General features: G+C 70.2%; 18 protein-coding genes. 9 read left to right on the forward strand and 9 right to left on the reverse strand.

From position 1 onward, the window contains the following. The first annotated feature begins 182 nt into the window (after positions 1-182). Positions 183-1,241 (forward strand): DNA integrity scanning diadenylate cyclase DisA, encoded by a 1,059-nt coding sequence (disA, locus tag ACMTAK_RS23195; protein WP_044581604.1) that lies wholly within the window; start codon positions 183-185, stop codon positions 1,239-1,241. A gap of 240 nt (positions 1,242-1,481) precedes the next feature. On the opposite strand, the gene ACMTAK_RS23200 is transcribed toward disA, so the two are convergent. From ACMTAK_RS23200 to ACMTAK_RS23215, 4 genes are all read right to left on the reverse strand, one after another. Then, positions 1,482-2,618: a mandelate racemase/muconate lactonizing enzyme family protein gene (locus ACMTAK_RS23200; protein ID WP_413807975.1), complete on the reverse strand. Its 1,137-nt coding sequence runs from the start codon at positions 2,616-2,618 to the stop codon at positions 1,482-1,484. Beyond that, a complete protein-coding gene (locus ACMTAK_RS23205) occupies positions 2,615-3,592 on the reverse strand; it encodes a dihydrodipicolinate synthase family protein (protein WP_413807976.1) in 978 nt (325 codons plus the stop codon). The genes ACMTAK_RS23200 and ACMTAK_RS23205 overlap by 4 nt, the downstream gene beginning before the upstream one ends. Next, entirely contained in the window at positions 3,589-4,893 is a 1,305-nt protein-coding gene (locus ACMTAK_RS23210; RefSeq protein ID WP_413807977.1) for an MFS transporter, read from the reverse strand. The genes ACMTAK_RS23205 and ACMTAK_RS23210 overlap by 4 nt, the downstream gene beginning before the upstream one ends. A gap of 527 nt (positions 4,894-5,420) precedes the next feature. Further along, complete coding sequence (locus ACMTAK_RS23215; protein ID WP_413807978.1) at positions 5,421-6,284, reverse strand: hypothetical protein; 864 nt, start codon at positions 6,282-6,284, stop codon at positions 5,421-5,423. Positions 6,285-6,574: 290 nt separating this feature from the next. Here ACMTAK_RS23215 and ACMTAK_RS23220 point away from each other — a divergent pair, with 290 nt between their 5' ends. From ACMTAK_RS23220 to cseC, 5 genes are all read left to right on the forward strand, one after another. After that, a complete protein-coding gene (locus ACMTAK_RS23220) occupies positions 6,575-7,501 on the forward strand; it encodes an HhH-GPD family protein (protein WP_413807979.1) in 927 nt (308 codons plus the stop codon). A gap of 230 nt (positions 7,502-7,731) precedes the next feature. Then, positions 7,732-8,343 (forward strand): SigE family RNA polymerase sigma factor, encoded by a 612-nt coding sequence (locus ACMTAK_RS23225; protein ID WP_044571924.1) that lies wholly within the window; start codon positions 7,732-7,734, stop codon positions 8,341-8,343. Next, positions 8,331-9,065: a hypothetical protein gene (locus tag ACMTAK_RS23230; protein WP_413807980.1), complete on the forward strand. Its 735-nt coding sequence runs from the start codon at positions 8,331-8,333 to the stop codon at positions 9,063-9,065. Before ACMTAK_RS23225 ends, ACMTAK_RS23230 begins: the two co-directional genes overlap by 13 nt. Positions 9,066-9,074: 9 nt before the next feature. Further along, entirely contained in the window at positions 9,075-9,782 is a 708-nt protein-coding gene (gene cseB / locus ACMTAK_RS23235) for a two-component system response regulator CseB (protein WP_413807981.1), read from the forward strand. A 6-nt stretch (positions 9,783-9,788) separates the two neighbouring features. Beyond that, on the forward strand, positions 9,789-11,108 hold the full coding sequence (gene cseC, locus ACMTAK_RS23240) for a two-component system sensor histidine kinase CseC (RefSeq protein ID WP_413807982.1): 1,320 nt from the start codon (positions 9,789-9,791) through the stop codon (positions 11,106-11,108). A 63-nt stretch (positions 11,109-11,171) separates the two neighbouring features. Here cseC and ACMTAK_RS23245 read toward each other — a convergent pair whose 3' ends face one another. The 3 genes from ACMTAK_RS23245 to ACMTAK_RS23255 all read right to left on the reverse strand — a co-directional run bounded on the left by ACMTAK_RS23245 (position 11,172) and on the right by ACMTAK_RS23255 (position 13,879). Next, entirely contained in the window at positions 11,172-11,639 is a 468-nt protein-coding gene (locus ACMTAK_RS23245; protein ID WP_413807983.1) for a VOC family protein, read from the reverse strand. Positions 11,640-11,716: 77 nt separating this feature from the next. Then, entirely contained in the window at positions 11,717-12,109 is a 393-nt protein-coding gene (locus ACMTAK_RS23250) for a helix-turn-helix transcriptional regulator (protein WP_461773841.1), read from the reverse strand. A 135-nt stretch (positions 12,110-12,244) separates the two neighbouring features. Further along, complete coding sequence (locus tag ACMTAK_RS23255) at positions 12,245-13,879, reverse strand: MDR family MFS transporter (RefSeq protein ID WP_413807985.1); 1,635 nt, start codon at positions 13,877-13,879, stop codon at positions 12,245-12,247. 159 nt (positions 13,880-14,038) lie between these two features. Here ACMTAK_RS23255 and ACMTAK_RS23260 point away from each other — a divergent pair, with 159 nt between their 5' ends. Further along, the gene (locus ACMTAK_RS23260) at positions 14,039-14,617 is read left to right on the forward strand and encodes a TetR/AcrR family transcriptional regulator (RefSeq protein WP_413807986.1); all 579 of its coding nucleotides are present in this window, start codon (positions 14,039-14,041) and stop codon (positions 14,615-14,617) included. A gap of 54 nt (positions 14,618-14,671) precedes the next feature. On the opposite strand, the gene ACMTAK_RS23265 is transcribed toward ACMTAK_RS23260, so the two are convergent. Next, a complete protein-coding gene (locus ACMTAK_RS23265; protein ID WP_413807987.1) occupies positions 14,672-15,298 on the reverse strand; it encodes a M23 family metallopeptidase in 627 nt (208 codons plus the stop codon). A gap of 330 nt (positions 15,299-15,628) precedes the next feature. Between ACMTAK_RS23265 and ACMTAK_RS23270 the strand changes: the two genes are divergently transcribed. After that, positions 15,629-18,730, forward strand: a complete 3,102-nt coding sequence (locus ACMTAK_RS23270; protein WP_413807988.1) for an NACHT domain-containing protein — start codon at positions 15,629-15,631, stop codon at positions 18,728-18,730. On the opposite strand, the gene ACMTAK_RS23275 is transcribed toward ACMTAK_RS23270, so the two are convergent. After that, entirely contained in the window at positions 18,646-20,046 is a 1,401-nt protein-coding gene (locus ACMTAK_RS23275; RefSeq protein ID WP_413807989.1) for a serine hydrolase domain-containing protein, read from the reverse strand. The two genes, ACMTAK_RS23270 and ACMTAK_RS23275, sit on opposite strands and share 85 nt — an antisense overlap. 105 nt (positions 20,047-20,151) lie before the next feature. Here ACMTAK_RS23275 and ACMTAK_RS23280 point away from each other — a divergent pair, with 105 nt between their 5' ends. Beyond that, entirely contained in the window at positions 20,152-20,847 is a 696-nt protein-coding gene (locus tag ACMTAK_RS23280) for a TetR/AcrR family transcriptional regulator (protein WP_413807990.1), read from the forward strand. The last annotated feature ends 152 nt before the right edge of the window (positions 20,848-20,999 follow it).

The following is a 20,999-nucleotide window of genomic DNA, read 5'->3' on the forward strand; positions in this document are numbered from 1 at the left end:
CGTACGCCGGGAGACCCCACGGGAGGCCGGTGGCCGCCGGTAGACTTTGCCCTGGTCTCGCCCATACGTGGCCTCGCGCACCGGCATGGCAGGGCGACTCGTGGCACCGACAGACCTTGCGACGGAGGAGTGCAGTGGCAGCAGGCGACCGGGCAACGGCACCCGGCAAGGCCGACGGTCTGATGCGTGCCTCCCTGAGCGCGGTCGCGCCCGGCACGGCGTTGCGCGACGGCCTCGAGCGCGTTCTCCGGGGAAACACCGGCGGGCTGATCGTGCTCGGCACCGACAAGACCGTCGAGTCGCTGTGCACCGGCGGCTTCGTCATCGACGTCGAGTTCACCGCGACCCGGCTGCGCGAGCTGTGCAAGCTGGACGGCGCGCTGGTGCTCGACAAGGACATCACCAAGATCGTGCGGGCCGGGGTGCAGCTGGTGCCGGACGCGGCGATCCCCACCGAGGAGACCGGCACCCGGCACCGGACCGCGCAGCGCGTCTCCATCCAGACCGGCTTCCCGGTGGTCTCGGTCAGCCAGTCGATGCGGCTGATCGCGCTGTATGTGGACGGCCAGCGGCGGGTCCTGGAGGACTCGGCGGCGATCCTCTCCCGCGCCAACCAGGCGCTGGCCACGCTTGAGCGGTACAAGCTCCGCCTCGACGAGGTGGCGGGCACGCTCTCAGCCCTGGAGATCGAGGATCTGGTCACGGTCCGGGATGTGAGCGCGGTCGCGCAGCGGCTGGAGATGGTCCGCCGTATCGCCACCGAGATCGCGGAGTACGTGGTCGAGCTGGGCACCGACGGCCGGCTGCTCTCCCTCCAGCTGGACGAGCTGATCGCGGGCGTGGAGCCCGAGCGCGAGCTGGTGGTGCGGGACTACGTGCCCGAGCCGACCGCCAAGCGCACCCGTACGGTGGCCGACGCGCTCGCCGAGCTGGACCGGCTGACCCACGCCGAGCTGCTCGAACTCCCCATCGTGGCGCGCGCGCTGGGGTACACCGGCTCGCCCGAGACGCTCGACTCCGCCGTCTCGCCGCGCGGCTTCCGGCTGCTGGCCAAGGTGCCGCGGCTGCCGGGCGCCATCATCGAGCGGCTGGTGGAGCACTTCGGGGGCCTGCAAAAGCTGTTGGCCGCGAGCGTGGACGATCTGCAGATGGTGGACGGCGTGGGCGAGGCCCGGGCGCGGTCGGTCCGCGAGGGGCTGTCGCGCCTGGCGGAGTCGTCCATCCTGGAGCGGTACGTGTAGCTCCGCGGGCCGCAGGTCGTGCGGGGTCGGGGCACGGCGGCTCCCGCCCCCGCGAGCGGTGCCTGTGCCTTCCGGCCGGGTTGATCGTGGCGGCCTTGTCTGCCAGGACCCCATCGGCCGGGTGTGGGGCCGCCCTCGCGGCACGACGGCCAGGGGCCGCCGTGCCGCGAGGGGCACTTGGTGGTCGGTCCGCCCGCCGGGGCCCCTACGCGCGGGTCCCGGCCGGATGCGCCGCCCGCCTCACATCCAGGCGGTCGAGCCGTCGGAACGTATGGGCACCTTCCGCTTCCACGTGACCCAGTCGTCCGTCATGAGCGCGGACTCGTCGATCTCGATGCCCCACCCCGGCCGGTCCGGACGCAGGTCGAGATGTCCGTCGACGGGGAGATAGGGGTCGGGGCACCACGGCGCGTCGTCCGGCTTGTACTCCAGGATGGAGAAGTTGGTCGTCGCGGCCGCGAAGTGCACGTTCGCCGCGGTGGCGAGCGGGCCGAGCGGGTTGTGCGGCGCGACCGGGACATAGTGCGCGTCGGCGATGGCGGCGATCTTCACCATCTGGGTGAGACCGCCGACGACGCAGATGTCCGGCTGCACGATATCGGCTCCGCCGGCGCTCAGCAGCGCGAGGAACTCATGGGGGGAGTACAGGCACTCCCCCGTGGCCAGCGGCACCGCGATCTCGGAGCGGAGCCGGCCCCAGGCGGGAATGTGCTCGGGCCGTATCGGTTCTTCGAGGAAGAGCGGCTGGTTGGGGGCGAGCGCGGCGCCGAGGTCGACCGCCTGCCGGGGTTCCCACAGACAGGCGTGCGCGTCGAACGCGAACTCCCACTCCGCGGGGTGTCCGGCGCGGACCTCACCGAAGTAATCGCCCAGTTCACGGACCAGGAGCCCGAACCGGGTGCGGTGCGGTTCCCTCCGGTAGGGGCTGAGTTTGAAGGCGGTGACACCGTACCGTTCGTGCAACGCCGCGGTGGCCCCGGACAGTTCGCCGATGTCCGGGGCGGAGTACAGACCGGCGTAGACCCGCACCCGGTCGCGTACGGCGCCGCCGAGCAGCTGGTAGACCGGCACCCCCACGGCCTTGGCGGCGATGTCCCACAGCGCGTGGTCGATGGCGGCGATGGCGGCCAGGCCCAGCGCGCCCTGGGGGAAGCGGCCGGACTGCAGCAGGAACTGGTTGATCCGGGCGGGGGACCGGGCGTCCATGCCCTTGATCTGCTCGAACAGATAGTCGAGCAGGGGCGGATACGCCAGGTCGGGGCCGTGGTTGTACACCTCCGACCACCCGTCGATCCCGTCCTCGGTGGTGATCTTGACCAGTACCCGGGGCCGGTCGCCCACCCGCTGCCGGAAGGTCCGCAGGGAATCGATTCTCATGCCACCCGCTCCCCGGCCGTCTCGGGCACCAGGGAGTGCCACTGCGCCATGGACTCGGCGACCTCGCGGGCAAGGGCCGGGGACACCGGGTGGCTGGGAGGACGGACGTCCCGCCGGCACAGCCCCATCTGGTGCATGGCCTCCTTCACCACCGACACGTTGTCGGCGGAGTCATCGCGGGCCCGCAGCTCCTCGAAGTGGCGGATCCGCCGCCAGACCCGGGTGGCGGTGCCGTAGTCCTCGTCGCGGAGCGCGGTGAGCATGTGCAGGGACACCGCCGGGGCGATGTTGACCAGGCCGGAGGTGAAGGCCCGGGCCCCCGCCTGCCAGTAGGCCGGGGCGTAGGACTCGGCCAGGCCCGCGATCCACAGCAGTCCGTCGGCGGCCTCCGCCCGCGTGGTGGCGAACGCGACCGGGTCGGGGACGGAGTACTTCAGCCCGACGATGTTCGGCGCCCGTTCCACCAGGCGGGTGATGTGTGCTCCGGTGACCGCGCGCTTGGTGAGGTAGGGCAGCACTCCGATGTCCGGTACGGAGCGGGCGATCCGCGCGTTGTACTCGACCCACCCGTCCGCCGACAGATACGGCAGGACGGGCTGATGGATCATGATCGCGTCCGCACCCGAGTCGCGGGCGAAGCGCGCGTCGGAGACGGCCGTTCCGACGTCGAGCCCCACCCCGGCGACGATCACCGTGGCCTCCGCCGGGGCGTCCGCCGGGGTGTCGGCATGGGCCTCACGAGCGGTGAGGACGCACCTCAGCACCTGACGGCGCTCGTCCGGGGAGAGAGCGTAAAATTCGCCGGTGTTGCCGTTCGGCGTCAGCACGGTGACTCCGTTGCGGATCAGACGTGCCGCCAGCGAGACGGTCAGATCGTGGTCGACGGCGCCCTCCTCGTCGTACGGGACCACGGGGATCCCGATGACGGTGCCGAGCCGTTCGACCAGGCGGGCGGTGCTGAACGAGGCGTTCACGAGGTGGTCCCTTCATGCTGTGCGACGGGGCCCGCGGGGTCGTCGTGGGGCCGGGTGACAGGCTTGACGCGCACCCAGAACAGGTAGATCGCCGCGCTGGCCAGACAGCTCACCGCCGCGCCGAGCAGCGGGCCCACATAGGAGCCGCCGCTGGACGCCAGGAACAGTCCGATGGCGATGGGGCTGAGGAGGTTGCCCACCTGGGAGCCGAAGTTCTGGAAGCCGGCCACCACGCCGACGCACTCCGAGGAGCGCGCCACTTCCGCCGGGAGGCTCAGGATCGCGGCGCCGGCGAAGGAGTGGGCGGCGCTGCTGACGGTCAGGATCACCATCAGCACCACATTGCTCTCGATGAACGGGGCGAAGCCGATGCAGGCGCTCAGGCCGAGCCCGGCGACGATGGGCACCTTCCGGGCCAGGTTCGGGGAGGCTCCGGAGGCCAGCATCCGGTCGGACACGATGCCGCCGAGCACGGTGGAGCCGATCGCGACGAGCGACGGGATCCACCCCACCATGCCGAAGTCCGCCTCGGAGAATCCGCGGTCGTCGAGCAGATAGCTGGGATACCAGGTGAGGAAGAACGCCCCGGCGAGCGAGCGGAACACATAGCCGACCATCAGCGCCCACACCTGGGAATCGCTCAGCAGGTCGCGCCACGGCACGGTGACGCCGGCCGCCGGTTCCACGGGCTCCTCCTCGCCCTGGTCGGACCGGATGTGGGCCAGTTCCGCCGCGGAGACGCGCGGATGGTCCCCGGGGTCGCGGTATACGACGATCCACCCCACGAGCCAGAGGAGACCGACCGCCCCGATCACGGCGAAGGACAGGCGCCAGCCACCGAACACGGTCAGCGCCGTCACCACGGGAATCGACAGCGCCGTGCCGATCTGCTGGCCCATGTCGAAGAGGCTGGAGGCGAAGGCCCGTTCGCGGCGCGGGAACCACCGTGAGACGACCTTGACGTTCGCCGGCTGCACCGGCGCCTCGCCGATACCGAGGCCGAGGCGGAACACCACGACCGATCCGATGCCGCGCGCGAAGGCCATCAGGGCCGTCCAGATCGACCACCAGCCGACCGCGACCGGGTAGACGACCCTCGGGCCGAAGCGGTCCAGCAGCCAGCCGGAGGGAATCTGGAACAGGGCATAGGTCCAGAAGAACGCCGAGAGCATCACCCCCTGCACGGCGGAGCTGATGTGGAACTCATCCGACATGTGGGGCATCGCCACACTCAGCGCGGCGCGGTCGAGATAGGCGATCGTGAGGCCGAGCGCCGAGAAGCCGACGATCGTCCATCGCATGTGGCTGCGTTGCCGAGGCGGTGACGCCGGGGCTCTCCCGGCCTTGGACAAGGGCACGCTGGACTGGGGCACCATCGCTCCCGAAGTTGGATAGGCTCCCCCACAGAGGGAGCATGCTGACTCTCTGTCGCGGCCCGGGATCTTGGCGGTGAACGGGCCGCATCTCACATCGTCAGTGGATGAGCGGCTGCTGCCTGATCAGTTCAGTCAGCCCAACTGCCGGCCGGCGCGGCCTGTGCACCCGAGGCGACCCCGCAGCGTAAATGGACATTGGGTCCCTAATCCGGGCATTGCGCCTCTCATATATGACGTATGATGCACGACGCGATGAAGGTAGGAGCGCCCAGGGCTATTCGTCAACGCTTTTGACAAACTCTGCGGCTGATGCCCCGTCACCGATTCGGGCAGCACACAGCGACACCAACGCCCCCGGCAGAAGCAGCCGGGGGCGGATTCGATCCGTGGCGGGGGACCCAGCCCTTGGCGGGGGCCCAGTCCTTGGCGGGGGCCCAGTCCTTGGCGGGGGCCTAGTCCTTCTCGAGGACGAACGACACCTTGGCCGTCCCGAGCCCGTCCACCTTCACCTCGACCAGATACGTGCCCGGCTTGGCCGACGCGCTGCCCGACGGCGTGGCGCAGTGCTCGGCGCTGCGCTTGCGGTCCCATTCCACGGTGCGCTTGGTCTGGCCGGAGCCCGGCACCTCGACCAGCGCGGCGGCGCTGCCCTCGGGGCAGTCGTCGGAGGCCCAGACGTGGGCGTTGTGGGCGTCGGTGATGGTCAGAGAGGCCGCGGCGCGCCCGAAGTCGACCTTGCACGAGCTCGACTTGGTGTTCTTCACGACGATCTCGAAGTTGGGCTTCTCCCCCGGCGCCCAGACGTTCTTGACCTTGGAGTCCTTGACGCTGCGCACCGTCAGCTCCGCGTCGCCGGGGCGGCAGTCCCGCAGGCTCGACCCGGCGGGCAGGCCCTGCCCGGTCCCAGTGCCGATGCCACCACCCGAGGAGCCGCCGGCGCCGCCCGCGCCGCCGGAGCCGCTGCCGCCGACCGCGCCACCGCCGCTCGCGTCCGCTCCGCCGTCGTCCGAACCGCCGCCGCCCCCGCTGCCGCCGGAGCCGCCCGAGCCCGAGCCGCCGCCGTCCGACTCATCGCGCCCGCCCGGCCGTTCGCTGTTGACCGGCCCGGAGGAGGAGGGGCCCGGGGTGATCGTGCTCGCGGGTCCCCCGCCGCCCGATCCCTTGCCCTCGTCACTTCCGCCGCCGCCCGAACCACCCCAGCCGAAGGCCCAGATGACCACGAGAACGATGGCGATGAGCAGGGCCAGCGCAACGGCCCTCCGCCGCCAGTAAATGGAGGAGGGAAGCGGCCCGATCGGATTGCGCAGAGATCCCACGCGGAAACTCTACGAGAGATCGGGAGCACTACCGGCCAATAACCCCCGCTCCGGGCCCTACTTTTCTCATGATCCGACCGGATCCGGCATATGAGGGGTCCCACAGACGTCCACAAGGCGCCCCGAGGTCACCCCAGGGGCACCGGGGACCGCACCCGGGCGCGGCAAGCGGCCATCCGTTCCCGTACGGGCGCCGTATCGCACGATTTGGCAACGCCCGGCGCGGCTGAAACCCGAACGCCCGCGCCCTGGGCCCCGCGAACCGTCCCGTCATGTCAGGATCGGATGCGATGACTGCCATTTCCGCTTCCGCCGTCCCGGCCGCCGCATCCTCCGACCCCGACGGAGCCGTTCTGCACCGGCCCGTCATCGACTGGTTCGACGCGCACGCGCGCGACCTCCCCTGGCGCCGCCCCGAGGCGGGCGCCTGGGGTGTGATGGTGAGCGAGTTCATGCTCCAGCAGACCCCGGTGAACCGGGTGCTGCCGGTGTACGAGCAGTGGCTCGCCCGCTGGCCGCGCCCGGCCGACCTGGCCGCGGAACCGCCCGGTGAGGCGGTCCGCGCCTGGGGCCGGCTGGGCTATCCGCGCCGGGCGCTGCGGCTGCACGGCGCCGCGGCCGCCATAAGGGAGCGGCACGGCGGTGACGTACCGCGCGAGCACGCCCAGTTGCTGGCGCTGCCGGGGGTGGGTGAGTACACGGCGGCGGCCGTGGCCTCGTTCGCGTACGGCCAGCGCCATCCGGTGCTGGACACCAATGTCCGCCGGGTGTTCGCGCGCGCGGTCAGCGGTACCCAGTACCCGCCGAACGCCACCACCGCCGCCGAGCGCAAGCTGGCCCGCACCCTGCTCCCCGAGGAGGAGCCGACCGCGGCGCGCTGGGCGGCGGCCACGATGGAGCTGGGCGCGCTGGTCTGCACGGCCCGCACCCCCGACTGCGCCCGCTGCCCGATCGCCGCGCTGTGCGCCTGGCGGCAGGCCGGTTCGCCGGAGCACGAGGGACCGCCCCGGCGCGGCCAGACCTACGCCGGTACGGACCGCCAGGTGCGGGGCAAGCTGCTCGCGGTGTTGCGGGAGGCTGTGACACCGGTGCCGCAGACGACGCTGGACCAGGTGTGGGACGAGCCGGTGCAGCGGGCCCGCGCGCTCGACGGACTCGTCTCCGACGGACTGGTGGAGCCGCTCTCGGGCGGCCTCTACCGGCTGCCGCTGACCTGAGAACATCCCTCGTCACGGCCTGTCTGTGACAGACCTGTGACACGCCCAGGACCCGGTTCTGACACATCGTCGGGCCGGGTTCCGTTGTTACACAACCTATGGGTAGCTGTGCGTTTGCCGAGGCGTAGTTGCGTATGGCGCCGCAACAGCCCCTCCGTAGCGTCCTTCCCGTGCCGAGCGAGAAGCCGGACACGTCAACGGCGGGGAAACAGCGGGATGGAGTCGGCATCATGAGCAGCAGCAATGTTCTGGACTTTGAGGAGTACGTGCGGAATCGGCAGGACGCGCTGCTGCGCAGCGCCCGTCGGCTGATCCCCGACCCGGTCGAGGCACAGGATCTGCTCCAGACCGCCTTGGTGCGCACCTACGGCCGCTGGGACGGCATAGCCGACAAGTCGCTCGCGGACGCCTATCTCCGACGCGTGATGATCAACACCCGTACCGAGTGGTGGCGCGCCCGCAAGCTGGACGAGGTGCCCACCGAGCAGCTTCCGGAGGCGAGCGTCGACGACGGCACCGAGCAGCACGCCGACCGCGCCCTGCTGATGGACATCCTTTCGGTGCTCGCTCCCAAGCAGCGCAGTGTCGTGGTGCTGCGACACTGGGAGCAGATGACGACCGAAGAGACCGCGGAGGCGCTCGGAATGTCGACCGGAACGGTCAAGAGCACGCTGCACCGGGCGCTGGCCCGGCTGCGGCAGGAGCTGGAGAGCCGCGATGTGGACGCCCGCGCGCTCGGCCGTCGGGACGCGGACGCCAAGCCGGCCACCAACGTCCGGCAGCACACCGGTCGGGTCCGGCGCGCCCGCCAGGAGCGGGGGCAGGAACGGTGCGCGGCCTGACCAGGGCCTCTCCCAGCAGGACCGTCATGCTCACCGGCGGTGCGGTCGTGGGCCTCGCGGCCGCCGGCGGCTGGATGCTGGCCGGATGCGGTGACGCGAGCCAGGGGGTGCGCAAGGAGGGACCGGCGAACACCGAGTGGGCCTCGGCCGCCGCGGACTCCGGCGCGTACGCGGGTGGCCGTGGATCGGGCCGGCCGTCACCGGCTGCCGGGAAGAAGGTCGACGTGATCAAGCTGGTCAAGGCGGATCCGCGGGTCAGCGGCGATCTGAAGACGAGCCTCAAGCCCTGCCCCACGGCCAAGGAGCGCGAGTCCAAGCAGGAGATCAAGGGCTATCCGGTGGACGTGACGTCCGGCCGGCTGACCGGCTCCGCCGATTCCGACCTGGTCATCAACGTCATGAGCTGCACCGACGGCTTCGGCATCGGCTCGTATGTGTACCGCAAGGTGGGCAGCCGGTACGAGAACGTCTTCAGCGACGAGCAGCCGCCCGTCTACGCCGACGTCGCCAAGGACGAGTTGCGGGTGACGAAGCTCTCCTACACCTCCGGGGACTCGGTCTGTTGCCCTTCGAGCGAGACCGTGATCACCTACGGCTGGTCCGGGGCGGACCGCTCGTTCACGGTGCGGTCCCGCGAGCGCACCGACTACAGCAAGAATGTGCCCAAGGAAGAGGCGACCCCGGTGCCGACCGCGCGCGCCGACGACGGAACGGAAGGCTGAAGCGAGGCTGTGGCCGAGACCCATGTGCTCTTCGTCGAGGACGACGATGTCATCCGTGAAGCCACGCAGCTCGCCCTGGAGCGCGATGGCTTTCTCGTGACGGCCGCGCCCGACGGGCTGACCGGCCTCGAGCGCTTCCGGGCCGACCGCCCCGATATCGCGCTGCTCGATGTGATGGTTCCGGGCCTGGACGGGGTCAGCCTGTGCCGCCGGATCCGCGACGAGTCCACCGTTCCCGTGATCATGCTTTCCGCGCGCGCCGACTCCATCGATGTGGTGCTCGGCCTCGAAGCCGGCGCCGACGACTATGTGACCAAGCCCTTCGACGGTGCGGTGCTGGTGGCCCGCATCCGGGCCGTACTGCGCCGCTTCGGCCATGCCAGCGGCCCCGGCGGGCGGGGCGCGGAGCCCGCCCCCGAGGAGCCCGACGGCGGAGTGCTGCGCTTCGGCGATCTGGAGGTCGACCCCGAGGGCATGGAGGTCCGCAAGGGCGGCCATCAGGTGGCGCTCACCCCGACCGAGATGCGGCTGCTGCTGGAGTTCTCGGCCGCGCCCGGCACCGTGCTCTCCCGCGACCGGCTGCTGGAGCGGGTCTGGGAGTACGGCTGGGGCGGGGACACCCGGGTCGTGGACGTCCATGTGCAGCGGCTGCGCGGCAAGATAGGCCAGGACCGCATCGAGACGGTCCGCGGCTTCGGCTACAAGCTCAAGGGCTGAGCGGCGTTGCGGCGGTTGGCACTGCGCACCGGCTTGCGGTGGAAGGTCAGCCTCGCCATCGCGGCCGTGAGCACGCTGGTGGCGGTGGTGCTGAGCCTCGTCGTCCACAACGCGGCCCGCGTCTCGATGCTCGACAACAGCCGCACCGTGATGGACGAGCGGGTGAAGGTCGCCCAGCGGTGGTACGAGCAGTCCCGGGTGCTGGGCTTCGGCGCCAAGCTGGACGACCCCCATCTGCCCGAGCAGCTGAAGAAGGAGGCGTGGCGCGGCCAGCGCGCCACCTATCTGGAGGACTCCGGCACCGGCACCCCCGAGGTGTGGGCCTCGGTGCCGCTGCGGAACGGCAAGGTGCTGTCCGTCCACACCAAGTTCCAGGACCGGTTCGCCGTCCTCAACGACCTGGACCGAGTGCTGATCATCGGCTCGGTGGCGGTGGTGCTGGGCGGTATCGCGCTCGGCGTGCTCATCGGCGATCAGCTCTCCCGGCGGCTGCGCAAGGCGGCCACCGCCGCCCGCAAGCTGGCCGAGGGCGACTCCGAGGTGCGGGTGCGCGAGTCGATCGGCGGCCGGGTGCGCGACGAGACCGACGATCTGGCGCGTGCGGTCGACGGCATGGCCGAGGCACTTCAGCAGCGGCTGGAGGCGGAGCGCCGGGTCACCGCCGATATCGCCCACGAGCTGCGCACCCCGGTCACCGGGCTGCTCACGGCCGCCGAGCTGCTGCCGCCGGGCCGCCCCACCGAGCTGGTACGGGACCGGGCGCAGGCGATGCGCACCCTGGTCGAGGACGTCCTGGAGGTGGCACGGCTGGACGGCTTCGCGGAGCGCGCCGAGCTCCAGGAGATAGCCGTGGCCGAGTTCATCACCCGCCGGGTCCGGGCGGTGGACCCCGACGCGGCGGTCAACGTGGTGCGCGACGCCCATGTCTCCACCGACCCCCGGCGGCTGGAGCGGATCTTGGGCAATCTGCTGGCCAACGCCGCCCGGCACGGCAAACCGCCCTTCGAAGTCACCGTCGAAGGGCGGATACTGCGCGTACGCGACCACGGCCCCGGCTTTCCGGAGGAGCTGCTGAAGGACGGGCCGAGCCGGTTCCGCACCGGCAGCAAGGACCGCGCGGGGACCGGGCACGGCCTGGGACTGACCATAGCCGCGGGCCAGGCGCGGGTGCTGGGCGCCCGGCTGACGTTCCGCAACGCCGATCCGCTGCTGGACAGCGGCGACGAGCCGGACGGGGAGTGCCGGGGCGCGGTCGCCGTGCTCTGGCTGCCGGAGTCCGCGCCCACCAACACCGGCAGCTTCCCGATCATCGAGGTGCCGGACTGAGCACTGGCCGAGGCACTGAGCTCGGCTCGGAGTACGGAGCACTCGGCCCGCGATACCCGGCGCTCAGCTCGAGGTGCAGCCGTCCCAGGGCTTGCTGAAGTCCATCTCCTCGCGGGGCTGGGTGAACGAGAACCAGTTGCCGGAGTCGTCGCGGAAGAGCGCCTCGGTGCCGTACGGACGCTCCTGGGGCTCCTGGACGAACTCCACGCCCTTCGCCTTGAGCGCCTCGTAGTCCCGGTGGATGTCATCCGTGGTGAACACCCCGGCGCCGAGCACCCCCTTGGCGACCAGCGTCCGCAGGGCCTCGGCCGACTCCGGGTCGAGCCCCGGCGAACTGGGCACCATCAGGGTCAGCTGCACATCCGGCTGGTCCTTGGCGCCGACCGTCAGCCAGCGCATACCGCCGCCCTCGCCGTCCCCGCCGATGCTCATGTCGGTGCGGACCTCGAAGCCCAGCTTCTCGGTGTAGAACTCCTTGGCCCGGTCCTGGTCGAGGACCCAGACGGTGACGATGGACATCCCCTTGATCATTGCTGCCTCCGGAGCTATCGGGGTGGGCGTGGGCCGCGCGCGTCGTCGCGACGTGGCTACGGTAGGCAGCGGCGGATTCATTCCGCTTCTTGAGAATTGCGGTCCTTGGAGCCGGGGGCGCGGGCGTCGCGCCCGCCGTACCACAGCATCGCGTAACACCCCGGGATGACCGCCGCGGCCCGGCCGATATGCAGGTCCCGGTAGGCGCTGGGGGTGAGCCCGGTCTGCTTCTTGAAGCTCGTGGAGAAGGTGCCCAGGCTGCTGAAGCCGACGAGCGAGCAGACCTCGGTGACCGAGAGATTGGCCGAGCGCAGCAGCTCCTCGGCCCGCTCGATGCGGCGCCGGGTCAGGTACTGCCCGGGGGTGGATCCGTAGGCACCCTTGAAGGCGCGGATGAAGTGGTAGCGCGAATAGCCGGCGTGCGCGGCGACCGCGTCCAGGTCGAGCGGCTCGGCCCAGTCGCGGTCCATCACGTCCTTCGCGAGGCGCAGCCGGCGCAAGTGCGCCAGCCGCGCCTCGTCCGGCGAGGTCACCATGGGCCCGATGCTGTCATGCCCCACCGACAGCGGCCCCCTGATGGCGACCCCGCTCACCCGGACCGTTGGTCAGACGGTCTCGGCGATCGGTGCCGTCTCGGCCGCGGCCTCGTCACTGTCGGCCGACTTGGCGGCGGCCCCGCGCAGCGGGACCTCCTTGACGAACCAGGCGGCGACGGCGCCGACGATGCTGATCAGCGCGCCCCACAGGAACACCTGGTGGGCACCGCTGGCCACCGCGTGGGTGTACGCGTCCCGGATGGGCGGCGGCAGCAGCTTGAGGCTGGCCGGGTCGAGCTGGGCACTCCCGGAGGTGATGGCCGCGGCCTTGCCCCCACCCCGCTCGGTCATGGTGTCCCGCACCTGGTTGGTGAACAGGGCGCCGAGGATGGCGACGCCGAAGGAGCCGCCCAGGGTGCGGAAGAGGGTGGCGGAGGAGCTGCCGACGCCCATGTCCTTCATCTCGACGCTGTTCTGCGCCACCAGCATGGTCGTCTGCATCAGGCAGCCCATGCCCATACCGAGCACCGCCATGAAGAGACCGGAGGTGAAGCGGGTGGTCTCGGTGTCCATCGTGGACAGCAGGAACATCCCGACGGTGATCAGGAGGCCGCCGACTACGGGGAAGATCTTGTACTTGCCGGTCGAGGTGGTGACCCGGCCCGCGACCAGCGAGACCACCAGCATGCCCAGCAGCATCGGGAGCAGCAGCAGCCCGGAGTTGGTGGCCGTGGCGCCCTGGACGGTCTGCTGGTAGAGCGGCAGGAAGGTGGTCGAGCCGAACATCACGAAACCGGTGAGGAAGCCGATCGCGGTGACCAGCGAGAAGTTGGGGTTCCGGAAGATGTGCAGCGGCAGTACGGGCTCGGCGACCCGCGTCTCGACGTACAGGAACGCGACGAGCGAGAGGACACCGACCGCCCCGAGCCCGATGATCTGGCCCGACCCCCAGGCGTACTCGTTGCCACCCCAGGTTGTGATCAGCACGAGCGCGGTGATGCCCACGGTCAGCAGGGCCGCGCCGGTGTAGTCGATCCGTCCCTCGGACCGCTTCTTCGGCAGGTGCAGCACCGCGGTGATCGCCGCGAGGGCGATGGCACCGAGCGGGAGGTTGATGTAGAAGATCCAGCGCCAGCCGAGGTGGTCGGTGAGAGTACCGCCGACCAGCGGGCCACCGATCATGGCCACGGCCATCACGCCGGCCATGATGCCCTGGTAGCGGCCACGCTCCCGGGGCGGCACCAGGTCACCGATGATCGCCATCACGCCGACCATCAGACCGCCCGCGCCCAGGCCCTGGATGGCCCGGAAGCCGATCAGCTCACCCATGCTCTGCGCCATACCGGACAGCGCCGAGCCGCCGAGGAAGATCACGATGGAGGTGAGGAAGACGCCCTTGCGGCCGTACATGTCGCCGAGCTTGCCCCAGATGGGGGTCGAGGCGGCGGTGGCCAGGGTGTACGCGGTCACTACCCAGGAGAGGTGGTCGAGGCCACCGAGCTCGCCGACGATGGTCGGCATCGCGGTGCCCACGATCATGTTGTCGAGCATCGCGAGCAGCATCGCGATCATCAGCGCGAATATCACCACACTGGTGCTGCGCTGCTTGGGCTCGGCCTTGGCCGGGGGCTGCTGGGCCTCCCGGGCGGCCTGAGCCGGTGCCGAAGCGGATGACGCTTCGTCCTCTGATTGTTTACGGACCATGTTCTCCGTCTCCCCCTGGATGATGAGAGCCCTGACGCACACTTACTTGCCGCCCGGCTAGTTCAGTACAGTAGAGAAGGTAAGGCGCCAACTAGCCGGGCGTCAAGTAAGTTACGTTCGGCCTGCCGACGGCAGCCACACCAGCATCAGGAGAGCACCATGGGCAGCACACCGCGGCGGGGCGACACCCGTCAGCGCATCCAGGACGTCGCCCTGGAACTCTTCGCCGAGCACGGCTACGAGAAGACGTCACTGCGAGAGATCGCCGAGCGGCTCGAGGTCACCAAGGCGGCCCTCTACTACCACTTCAAGACCAAGGAGGACATCGTCCACAGCCTGTTCCAGGACCTGGGACGGCCGATGGACGAGCTGATCGCCTGGGGCGAGCAGCAGCCGCGCACCCTGGAGACCAAGCAGGAGCTGCTGCGCCGCTACAGCGCGGCCATGGACATCGGCGAGCCGCTGATGCGCTTCATGCAGGAGAACCAGGCGACGGTGCGCGAGCTGAGCATCGGCCAGATCTTCAAGAACCGCATGCTCGCGATGTCCGCCCTGATCCGGGACCCCGAGGCGCCCCTGGTCGACCAGGTCCGGAGCATCACCGCGCTGTTCAGCATGCATGCGCGGATGTTCGCGCTGCAGACGGTCGAGGGCGACCCCGAGGACAAGCGGAAGGCTGTCCTGGAAGTCGCCCTCGATCTGGTGAAGCAGGCGCATACGCCATCGACCCACGGATGACGCATGATGCGTCCGGTGTGAGCGTCAGACCTTGACGGCTCAGACCTTGACGGCTCAGACCTTGACGCCGTGGTCGCGGAGGAACTTGAGCGGCTCGACGGCGGAGCCGTAGTTCGGCGTCGTACGGATCTCGAAGTGCAGATGGGGACCGGTCGAGTTGCCGGTGCTGCCGGACAGGCCGATCTGCTGGCCGGTGCTCACGGACTGCCCGATCCGGACGTCGATCCGGGACAGGTGGGCGTACTGCGAGTACGTCGCGTTGTCGTGCCTGATCACGATCGCGTTGCCGTACGCGGGGCCGTCACCGGCGCCGTTCGGGCCCGCCTTGACGACCACACCGCCGTGCGCCGCGTGCACCGGGGTGCCGGTCGGCACGACGAAGTCCTGACCGCTGTGGTTGTGCGACCAGAGGTTGCCCGCCAGGCCGAAGGCGGCGCCTATCACGTACTTGTCGACCGGGGTCTCCCAGGCGTTCGCCGCCTTCGCGGGGGCCTTCGGGGCGGGTGCCTTCGCGGCGGCCCGGCTGACGGACGGGGCGGAGGCGGCCGTACCCGTCCCCACGGCGAACGCCGTGCCGGCGCCGAGCGCGAGCGAGGCCCCCAGACCCATGGCGACCACGGCGGCGCGCCCCCTGGACACGGACGTAAGCGAGAATCGGCGGTTTGTGGCGCGCGGGGCCATGGGAAGTACCTCCAGAAGCGTCTTCGGAACGCCCCTTGTTATCCCGTTCTCGTTAATAGGCCAAGGCGTTCTTCTACTAAGTGACTACGTAGCGAATTGCTTATGGGAGCCGTATCCCATGCGGAATTCCCAGAAACTCCCGTCACACCTCTGACCTGCGAGATCCCCTATTTCCCGTAGTAGACCCGGGGCCGCCTGTGTGGGATCTCACCTTCGCCGGGACTTTCGGATGTCCGGTTCGGGACCAAGGACCCTGACCCCGCTACCCCGCTGTACGCTGTCGGCGGCCCTCCGCGGCCGGGGGTACACAACTACCGGGGGGAATGGGACGTGGATCCCGCAACCATTGGCGCTCGCCTCGCGTCGAGCGTCGTCGCACCGCTCATCAAGAAGCTCTTCGTCAAGGAGGGGCCGGGCGCCGGGCTGGTGAACCAGCCGGTCCGTATCTCCTCCCTCATCTCATTCCGGGGCGAGAAGCGCACCCTGACCGAGAAGGACCTGAACAGGCTCGCCGCCGAACTGGTCGCGCAGGCCACCCGGCTCGCCGGGCCCGGCGAGCGGCCCTGCCCCGCCGACGAGGACGAGCTCGTCGCCGAGAAGCTGGCCACCACGCTGTACGCGCTCGGCGACCTCGATATGAACGACGTCCAGGCGGTGCGGCTCGGCCACCGCGGACTGGCCCGTGCGCTGATCGACGCCACCCTCGCCAAGGGCGAAAGGCTGTTCCTCAGCCAGGGCGGCACCGTGCTCTACCAGCGTCTGCTGGACACCGCCTGTCTCCATATCCTGCACTTCTTCACCCAGCGCTCGACCTTCGTCGGCCGCTCCCTCGTCGAGCAGAGCGGCCAGCTCAGCGAGCTGATCACCAAGATCGACATCCTGATCGAGCGCATCCCGTCGCAATCCGCGCAGGACGCGGGGTTCGAGCGCCGGTACGCGGAGTACATGATCGGCAAGCACTCCACCCTGACGATCGTCGGGATCGACCTCAGCCACGCGGAGGCCACATGGCCGCTGGACGCGGCGTATCTCAGCCTGGAGGCGGTGTCCTCCGGCGAGGAGCGCCCACTCGACTCATTCGCCGATGAGGCCTCCACCGCGCCGCAGCACACGGTCCTCCCCACCGCGTTCCCCGCCGACCGGGCGCTCTCCGGCCATCAACGGGTACTGCTGCGCGGAATCGCGGGCTCCGGCAAGACCACGCTTGTGCAGTGGCTCGCCGTGTGCGCCGCGCGACAGGAATGGCCGCGCGGCCTGGAGCAGCTGATCGGCCGCGTCCCCTTCGTCCTCCCGCTGCGCACGATCGCCCGCCAGGAGTCGCTGCCCTCCCCGGCCGCCTTCCTCGCGTCCGTCCACAACCCCCTGGACGGCGCCCAGCCGCCCGGCTGGGCCGACCGCGTCCTGACCGCCGGGCGTGGGCTGCTGCTGATCGACGGCATCGACGAGATCCCCGAACGCGACCGCGAGCGCACCCGCGCCTGGCTGGCCGACCTCCTCATCGCCTACCCGGACAATCTGTGGCTGGTCACCTCCCGCCCCTCGGCCGTGGCCGACGACTGGCTGGGGGCACAGGACTTCGCCGAGTTCACGCTGTCCCCGATGAGCCGCGAGGACATGGCGGCGTTCATCGACCGCTGGCACGAGGCGGCGCGCCAGACCTGCCGTACGGAGGAGGAACGGGCGGAGCTGAACGCGTATCAATCGGCCCTGCACACCGCCGTCCGCACCAAACAGGACCTGACCCGGCTCGCCACCAACCCCTTGATGTGCGGCCTGATCTGCGCCCTGCACCGCGCCCGCCGCGGCTATCTGCCGCCGGGCCGCAAGGCGCTGTACGACGCGGCGCTGTCCATGCTGCTGACGCGGCGCGACACCGAGCGCCACATCTACGCGCCGGGCGACGTCCAGCTGGACGAGGAGCCGCAGATCCAGCTCCTCCAGCGGCTCGCCTACTACCTGATCCGCAACGGCGAGGCCGAGCTGGACCGCGACCGCGCGGAACACCTCATCGAGGAGGCCCTCCCCTCGGTCCCCGCCGCCCGCGCCCTGGGCGACGCCCCCGCCATCCTGCGCCATCTGCTCCTGCGCAGCGGGCTGTTGCGCGAGCCCTCGGTGAGCACGGTGGACTTCGTCCACCGCACCTTCCAGGACTACCTGGGCGCGAAGGCGGCGGTGGAGGCGTGGGACATCGGCCTGCTCATCCGCAACGCGCATGACGCGCAGTGGGAGGACGTCATCCGCATGGCCGTCGCGCATGGGCGGCCGCGCGAACGGGCGGATCTGCTGCGCAAGCTGCTGGAGGTGGCACGGCACGAGAACAGCGCCGAGTCGGCCCTTCGTCTGTTCCTGCTGGCCATGGCCTGCCTGGAACACGCGCCCGATCTGGACCCGGCGATACGGGACGAGGTCACGCGGAACGCGATGGAGTTCGTCCCGCCCTTGACCATCCCGCGAGCCCGGGAGCTGGCCACGGTGGGCCCGCTGGTGCTGGAGCTTCTTCCGGGACCGGAGGGGCTGACAGACGAGGTGGCGGAGTGCTGCGTGGTGACGGCCTCACGCATACCGGTGGACGCGGCGATCCCGTATCTGGCGACGTTCGCCGACCACCCGGCGGTCGGGGTGCGGGCACAACTGGCGTCGAGCTGGGGGCGGTACGACACCGAGCGGTACTTCCACGAGGTGATCCTCCGCCTGGACCGGGACGACCTGTACGTCGTGGCCGAGACCATGGAGCAATTGCGCATGCTTTTGGATACGGGTCCGCGTCCTTGGCTGATCCTGCGAGGAGATTTCACGGAGGCCGAGATCAGGGACAACCTCAAGGGGGAGGAGGTGACCCGGCTGCGGCTGAATAGAAACGACGTGGTCGGCGACCTCGGCGCCGCGATCGGCCACCTGGCGAACCTGGGTACGCTCTATCTGACCGGCTGCTTTGCGGCCCGCGACCTCTCCCCCCTGTCCGGACTCCCCCTCCACACCCTGGTCTACGAACCGCCGGGCCCCGGGGGCGGCGCCTTCTTCCCCAAGGGCCTGGGGGAGCTGACGGCCCTGGAACGGCTGAAGATCACCATCGGCCGGCCAGGTATCCACCCCCGGCACTTCCCACCCGGCGTCACTTGGCTGGATCTGCAGGTCAGGGCCGAGAGCCTGGACGCCACCTGGCTCGCCTTGGTGTTCCCCCGACTTCGTCATCTGAACGTCGCGTTCCTCCATGGCGCCGGCCGCCCCATCGACCTGTCCCCGCTCGCCGCCCTCCCCGACCTGGAGACGGTCACCATCAACGCGGAGATCAGCGGTACCGCATCCCTGCCCCGCGTCACGGTGACAACGCCCGGCAACGCGCTGGATCAGGATGCTTCCGAGACTCGGCTGAAGAGCCGGCCCGCGAGGTCGACGCCGGTGACCACGCCGTTGACGTCGCGGGAGAAGTAGCCGCGCTGCCCCCTGAGGCCGCCTTCGGTGACGATGTACTCATCGCCATCGCCATCGCCATCGCCATCGCCGTCGGCGGGAAGGAAGCCGATGGCCGCGGCCGGGTAGTCCGGGGGCATCTCCTCGTCCGATGCCTCGCGGATCTCCGGCTTGATCCCGACCGCCAGGGTGAGACGGGTGCCGTCGGTGACGATGTCGAGGTTCATGGCGTCGATCTCGTAACGGCCGACGACCTGTTGGGCCTGTCTCCGGTCGTACGGGACGGGCTCCACCGGCTTCTCGACGATGCCGAGGCAGTGCTCGAGTGCCCACCGTACGACGGATTGGTTGAAGGGGTAGCCGTCCGGGCCGGCGTTGGCCAGGGAGACCACCGCGAAGTCGCGCTCGGGCACGATGAGCAGTTCGGCGAACTGGCCGTTGCCCGAGCCGCCGTGGCCGATCCCGTGGATACCGTCCAGGTCGTGCAGGAACCAGCAGATGCCGAAGCCGTCGCCGAGCGTGCTGGCGCGCAGCTCGATCGTCCGCTCCCGCATCCGGTGCAGCGCTGAGGCGGGCAGTACGCCTTCGCCGTCGCCCAGTTGGAAGCGAGCCCAGCGCAACAGGTCGCTCACCGAGGAGGCGAGGCCGCCGCCGGGGTTGTCGCCGCGCGCGCCCTCCTTGAACGCTCCCCAGGGCCGGGCGGCTCGCAGTTCGCCGTCGCCGCCGCGGTTGTAGCCCACGGCGAACTTGCGGACCATCACCTCGGACAGGCCGTACACGGTGTCCGCAAGGCCCACCGGCTCCAGGACGAGTGCGGCCATGGCCTGCTCGAAGGGCAGGCCCGTGATCTTCTCGATGATCCGCCCGGCCAGGTTGTACCCGGCCTGGCTGTACGAGGCGCGGGCCCCGGGCGATGCGATCAGCGGCAGCTGGGGCAGCTTCGCCACGAGCCCGGCCAGGGAACGGTCGCCCTCGCCGTCGTCGATCACGTTCCAGTCCAGGCCCGCGGTGTGGTTGAGCAGGTTCAGGACGGTGATCCGCGCCGCGGCCTCCTCGTCGGCGAGCTTCAGCTCGGGGACGTAAGTCCGCACCGGCGCGTCCAGGTCCGCCTTCCCCTCGGCCACCAGGCGCATCAACGCGGTCGCCGTGAAGGTCTTGGACACAGACGCCAGAGGGAACAGCGTCTTCTCGTCGACCGGCAGCGGGTTGCTGAGGCTCGTCACGCCGTGCGCAGCGTAGATCTCCTGGCCGTCCAGGAACACCCCGACGGCGACACCAGGAATTCCCAGCTCCGTGGCCTGCGCCGTGACGAACTCCGACAGCTTCTCCTGCGACATGGCTCCCCTTCCAGAGACTTGAACTAAGTACGAGAGTGAGCGTAGGCGACGGCCTGAACTAAGTGCAAGACCCGGCATGAACTAAGTGCAAGTAAGGTGGTGGCCATGGGGCGAGACACACTGACCGCAGACCGGATCATCCGTGCGGCCATCGAACTGCTCGATGACGAGGGACTGGACGGCCTCAACATGCGGAGCCTGGCGAAACGGCTCGACTCGGCCGCCACGGCCGTCTACTGGCACATCAAAACCAAGGACGACCTCGTCCGACTCGCCAGCGACGCGATCTGGCATGAGGTCGAGCTGCCCGATCTCGACGCGACCGACTGGCGCACGGCCGCCACCGCCCATGCGTCCGGCATGCACGCGATGCTCATCCGGCACCCCTGGCTCGTCCAGGCATTCGGCAGCCACTTCCTGTACGGACCCGGCCAGGCCCGGCACAACGACCTCAGCCTCTCCATCTACGAAAAGGCGGGCTTTGCCGCCGCCGACGCGGACCGGGCGGCCGCCACCGTGCTCACCTTCGTCCTCGGCAGCGCGCTCGGCCCTGCCGCACAGGTCTCGCTGAACCGCCGGCTGAGCAAGAAGGGCGCGGACGCCGGGCAACTGATGGCCGACGCCCTGACACAGGCCCAGGAGACCGCCATACAGTTCCCGCGCCTGCGCGAGCGCCTCGGCACCACGGCCGCCACGGAGTACGCCGCGGCGCCCGACAACACCTTCACGTTCGGCCTCCAGTCCGTCCTGGACGGCTTCGAGGCCCACCTCACCGCCGACCGCGCCAGTCGTCGCGAGTGACCGCCAAGGACAACACACCCTCCTCATCGCTTGCCGGATGGGGCACCGAACTGGTATGGCCCCGGTGCACGATCTGCTGCGGCTTCTGCCTTCCAGATCGGTCAGTCCGCGCACCCGGACAGGCTCGGCCACCACACCCCCAGCCATCGAAA

The organism is Streptomyces lacaronensis (genome assembly GCF_047337785.1).
GTDB lineage: Bacteria > Actinomycetota > Actinomycetes > Streptomycetales > Streptomycetaceae > Streptomyces > Streptomyces lycopersici.

What these genes read in the sequence shown, in the direction of transcription:
- disA (WP_044581604.1), top strand. Translation starts at nt 183, where the DNA reads ATGCGTGCCTCCCTGAGCGCGGTCGCGCCCGGCACGGCGTTGCGCGAC.
- ACMTAK_RS23200 (WP_413807975.1), bottom strand. Translation starts at nt 2,618, where the DNA reads ATGAGAATCGATTCCCTGCGGACCTTCCGGCAGCGGGTGGGCGACCGG.
- ACMTAK_RS23210 (WP_413807977.1), bottom strand. Translation starts at nt 4,893, where the DNA reads ATGCGATGGACGATCGTCGGCTTCTCGGCGCTCGGCCTCACGATCGCC.
- ACMTAK_RS23220 (WP_413807979.1), top strand. Translation starts at nt 6,575, where the DNA reads ATGACTGCCATTTCCGCTTCCGCCGTCCCGGCCGCCGCATCCTCCGAC.
- ACMTAK_RS23225 (WP_044571924.1), top strand. Translation starts at nt 7,732, where the DNA reads ATGAGCAGCAGCAATGTTCTGGACTTTGAGGAGTACGTGCGGAATCGG.
- ACMTAK_RS23245 (WP_413807983.1), bottom strand. Translation starts at nt 11,639, where the DNA reads ATGATCAAGGGGATGTCCATCGTCACCGTCTGGGTCCTCGACCAGGAC.
- ACMTAK_RS23250 (WP_461773841.1), bottom strand. Translation starts at nt 12,109, where the DNA reads ATGGACCGCGACTGGGCCGAGCCGCTCGACCTGGACGCGGTCGCCGCG.
- ACMTAK_RS23255 (WP_413807985.1), bottom strand. Translation starts at nt 13,879, where the DNA reads ATGGTCCGTAAACAATCAGAGGACGAAGCGTCATCCGCTTCGGCACCG.
- ACMTAK_RS23260 (WP_413807986.1), top strand. Translation starts at nt 14,039, where the DNA reads ATGGGCAGCACACCGCGGCGGGGCGACACCCGTCAGCGCATCCAGGAC.
- ACMTAK_RS23265 (WP_413807987.1), bottom strand. Translation starts at nt 15,298, where the DNA reads ATGGCCCCGCGCGCCACAAACCGCCGATTCTCGCTTACGTCCGTGTCC.
- ACMTAK_RS23275 (WP_413807989.1), bottom strand. Translation starts at nt 20,046, where the DNA reads ATGTCGCAGGAGAAGCTGTCGGAGTTCGTCACGGCGCAGGCCACGGAG.
- ACMTAK_RS23280 (WP_413807990.1), top strand. Translation starts at nt 20,152, where the DNA reads ATGGGGCGAGACACACTGACCGCAGACCGGATCATCCGTGCGGCCATC.